At 71.0% G+C, this 4,119-nt stretch carries 1 protein-coding gene; it reads right to left on the bottom strand.

Annotated features, from left to right (window positions below; genetic code table 11):
* A partial coding sequence (locus ABTX62_RS37705) for an Ig-like domain repeat protein (protein ID WP_352120404.1) occupies positions 1-3,861 on the bottom strand: 3,861 nt, incomplete at its 3' end.
* Positions 3,862-4,119: the final 258 nt, after the last annotated feature.

Here is a 4,119-nt window from a genome sequence, read left to right on the forward strand (position 1 = left end):
CGCCACGGTGGCGGTGAACGTCACCGGCTGGCCCACCACCGACGGATCCGGCGACGAACCCACCACCGTCGTCGTTGACGCCCGGTCCACCGTGTGGAGTTTGGTGGCGCTCGAGCCCGCGAACGCCGTGCTCGCGTTGTAGGTGGCGGTGACCGTGTAGGGGCTGGAGGTTGCGCTGGTGTAGGGGCGGGTGACGGTGGCGGCGCCGTTGGTCAGAACGGCGGTCACCGGGGTGGTGCCGTCCGCGAAGTCGAAGGTCACGGTGCCGGTGGGAGTCCCCGCCCCGGGAGCGACGGGCGCCACGGTGGCGGTGAACGTCACCGGCTGGCCCACCACCGACGGATCCGGCGACGAACCCACCACCGTCGTCGTTGACGCCCGGTCCACCGTGTGTGGGTCGGTGCCGCTGGAGGAGACGAAGTCCACATCCCCGCTGTAGGTGGCGGTGACCGTGTACGGGTCGTTTCCGCGGTCGGTGTACGCCCGTGTGACGGTGGCGGTGCCGCCTGCCAGGGTGGCCGCGACGGTGGTGGCGCCATCCCCGAAGTTGAAGGTGACGGTGCCGGTGGGAGTGCCCGCCCCTGGGGCGACGGGCGCCACGGTGGCGGTGAAGGTCACCGGCTGGCCCACCACCGACGGATCCGGCGACGAACCCACCACCGTGGTGGTCGACGCCCGGTCCACGGCGTGGAGTTGGGTGCCACCGGAGGAAACGAAATCCGCATCTCCGCTGTAGGTAGCGGTGACTGTGTAGGGGCTGCCGGTCCTGGTGAGGTAAGCGTGAGTGGTGCTGGCCGTGCCGTTCGTCAGAGTCGCGGTGATCGGCGTTGTGCCGTCGCCGAAGTCGAGCGTGATCGTGCCGGTGGGAGTGCCCGCTGCAGGGGCGACGGGTGTGACGGTGGCGGTGAAGGTGACGGTTTCGCCGACCACGGACGGGTTCGGCGGGGTCACGGTGGTGATGGTCAGTGCCCGGCGCACGCTGTGCGTCTTCGTTGTGGTGGAGACGGTGAAGTCCGTGTCGCCGTTGTAGGTGGCGGTGACGGGGTAGGGGCTGCCGGCGACGCTCGTGTAGATGTGGGAGGTCGTGGCCGACGCCTTGGTGAGCGGGAGGGTGACGGGGGTGGTGCCGTCGCCGAAGTCGAGGGTGACGGTGCCGGTGGGGGCGCCCGCCCCTGGGGCTTGGGGTGTGACGGTGGCGGTGAAGGTGACCGGTTCGCCCACGAGGGACGGATTCGGTACGGATGCCACCGTGATACTCGTCGAAGCCTGTTCCACGGTGTGGGTGGCCGTTGTGGTGGAGCCGGCGAAGTACTCCTCGCCGCCGAAGGCGGCGGTGACCGTGTAGGGGCTGCCGGTTGTGGCGTAGGCGTGGCTGATCGTGGCGGTGCCGTTGTCGACCGGGGCGGCGACCGGCGGCGTCCCGTCGCCGAAGTCGAAAGTCACCGTGCCTGTTGGCGCGTCGGCTCCCGTGACGTCCGGTGTGACGGTGGCGGTGAAGGTGACCGGCTGGCCTGCCACGGACGGCTCGGGTGAGGCACTGAGCGCGGTGGATGTGGGGGCCGGGTTCACCGTCTGGAGGTCGCTCCCTGCGGAGGAGCTGAATGTTTCGTCGTCGCTGGTGTAGACGGCGGTGACCGGGTAGGGGCTGCCGGTTGTGGTGGTGTAGGTGTGGCCGGCAGCGGCGATGCCGTCCGACAGTGGCACCGGTACGGGTGGCGTGCCATCGCCGAAGTCGAAGGTGACGGTGCCGGTAGGCGTGCCCGCCCCGGGAACGACGGGCGCGACCGTGGCGGTGAAGGTCACTGGCTGCCAGGTCGTCGACGGATCCGGTGTCGACGTCACGGCCGTGGTGGTGGCCTGGACGTCGGACAGCACCCGGTGGGTGCGGACATCGCCGGACGGGGCGAAGTCGGTGTCTCCGCTGTAGGCGGCGGTGATCGTGTAGGTGGCCTCGGTGGCGGGGTAGGTGTGGGTGACCGTGGCCAGGCCGTCCACGAGGGTCTGCACATCAGCCGGTGTGCCGTCGCCGAAGTCGACGGTCACCGTGCCCGTCGGCCGGCCTGCGCCGGGGGCCGCCACGATGACCCGCGTGGTGACGGTCGCCGGCCCGTCGGGGTTGGAGGGCTCCGGCGAGGACAGGACGGTCGTCGAGGTCGGCGCCTGCACCACGGCCTGCTCGGCGGTGTCCGACGACGGGGCCAAGTCGTCGTTCCCGCTGTAGGCGGCGGTGACCGTGTAAGGGCTGGCGCCGGTGGTGGTGTAGGTGTGCGTCGCTGTTGCCAGCCCGCCCACCACCACGGCCGTGACGGGGACGGTTCCGTCGCCGAAGTAGAACCAGACCGTGCCCGTGGGCGTGCCGGCCCCGGGGGTGTCAGTGGTGACGGCCGCGGTGAACGTCACCTGCTCGCCGACGACGGGCAACTCGGAGGAGGAACTCAGCGTGGTGGTCGTCGGCGGGTCGAGATAGGTGTAGGCGGGGCCGCTGGCGGTACCGCCCAAGGTGGTCACCACCACCGGAACCCTTATGGCGGGCCCGGGTGCGGCGGGGGGCGCGGGAGGCACGGTGAAAAGGAGTTGGCCGTCGGAGACGACGGTCGGATACACACTGACGGTGCCGATCCGCACTTCCTGGGTGGTGTACAGGCCGATGCCGGTGATGGTGATGGTGTTGCCGCCGGCGTTCGGCCCGCTGACGGGAGCAACGGACCGGATACGCGGAGGCTCGAGGTAGAAAAACGTCCCGACCGTGTAAGCGGTGCCGGCGCGGGTGACGGTGACCGGGGCCACGCCGGTGCCGGCGGGGGTGACGGCGGTGATGGTGAAGTCGTCGACCACCGAGAATGAAGCGGCCGGACGGCCTCCGAACTGCACTTGGGTGGCGCCGAGGAAGCCGCGTCCGCTGAGGACGACCAGGGTGCCGCCCCCGGTTTGTCCTTGGTCGGGTGAGACGGCCACCGGAATGGTCAGGACGGCGACTGTGTCGGTGCCGCTGTCGGCCACGTAGATGTGCCGGCTGTCGCGGGTGATGCCGATGCCGCGCGGCTCGCTGAGACCGGTGACGGTGGCCGCGCGGGCATTGGTGGCCAGGTTGATCGCCGTGACCGAGCCGGAGCCGGCCTCGATGACATAGGCCAGCGCACCGCGCGGTCCCATGGCCATGGAGAGGGGGGCGTTGAAACCGCCGATCGTGGTCGCGACGGTGTAGGTGGTGGTGTCCACGACGCTGACCGTGCCGGCGCCGTGGTCGGTGACGTACAGCCGCTGCCCGTCGGGGGTGACGGCCAGACCACGCGGCTGAGTAAAGCCGCCGACCGTGGCCACAGCCGTGTTCCTGTCGGCGTCGACGACCGTGATCGTGCCGTCGCCGACGTTGCTGACGTACGCGAAGGGCGCATCGGGAGACAGCGCGACCTCACGCGGACTGCCGCCCACCGCCACACTCGTCACCACCGCGCGCGTGGCGGTGTCCAGCACGACCAGGCTGCCGGTGTCCTGGCTGACCACATAGGCGCGGGTGCCGTCGGCGGAGAAGGCGATGCCCGCCGGTGCGGAGATGCCTCCGATCGTCGCTGTGACCGTGTTGGTCGCGGTGGTGATCACGCTGACCGTCCCCGACCCGGAGTTGCCCACATACGCCTGCGTCCCGGCCGGGTTGACGGCCACCCCCCACGGGCCGGAACCCACGGGGACCGTGGCGATGGCGGACCGGGTGACGGTGTCCAGGGCCGTGACCGTGCCCGAGCCGAAGTTCGTCACATACCCCGCCCGGCCCAGGCGTGCGAGGGCGATGCCAGTCGGGTCATCCCCCACGGGGATGGTGGAGAGCGGGACAGCGGCAACCGTGACGCTCGCGGCAGGCATACGCGGAAGCAGATCGACGGACACGGGCAACACCCTCCTGAGGGACGGGACATGCGGCCGAGAAGGGGCGCCCGACCCGTGACGCCGGACGGGGCGTCACGGGCGGGCGTGCGACGGGATGCCGGCTGCCACCCTGGTGGCAGCAGCAGGGGCCCGTCTGTGGGGGTGGGTCAGATGCCGGGTCCGGCGACGTAGGTGAAGGCACCCACGGCGGTGTCGGATCCGGCGGGGTTGGTGACGACCACGTCGGCCGCGCCG

Origin of the sequence: Streptomyces sp. NPDC096046, assembly GCF_040303285.1 — a bacterium.
Classification (GTDB): domain Bacteria; phylum Actinomycetota; class Actinomycetes; order Streptomycetales; family Streptomycetaceae; genus Streptomyces.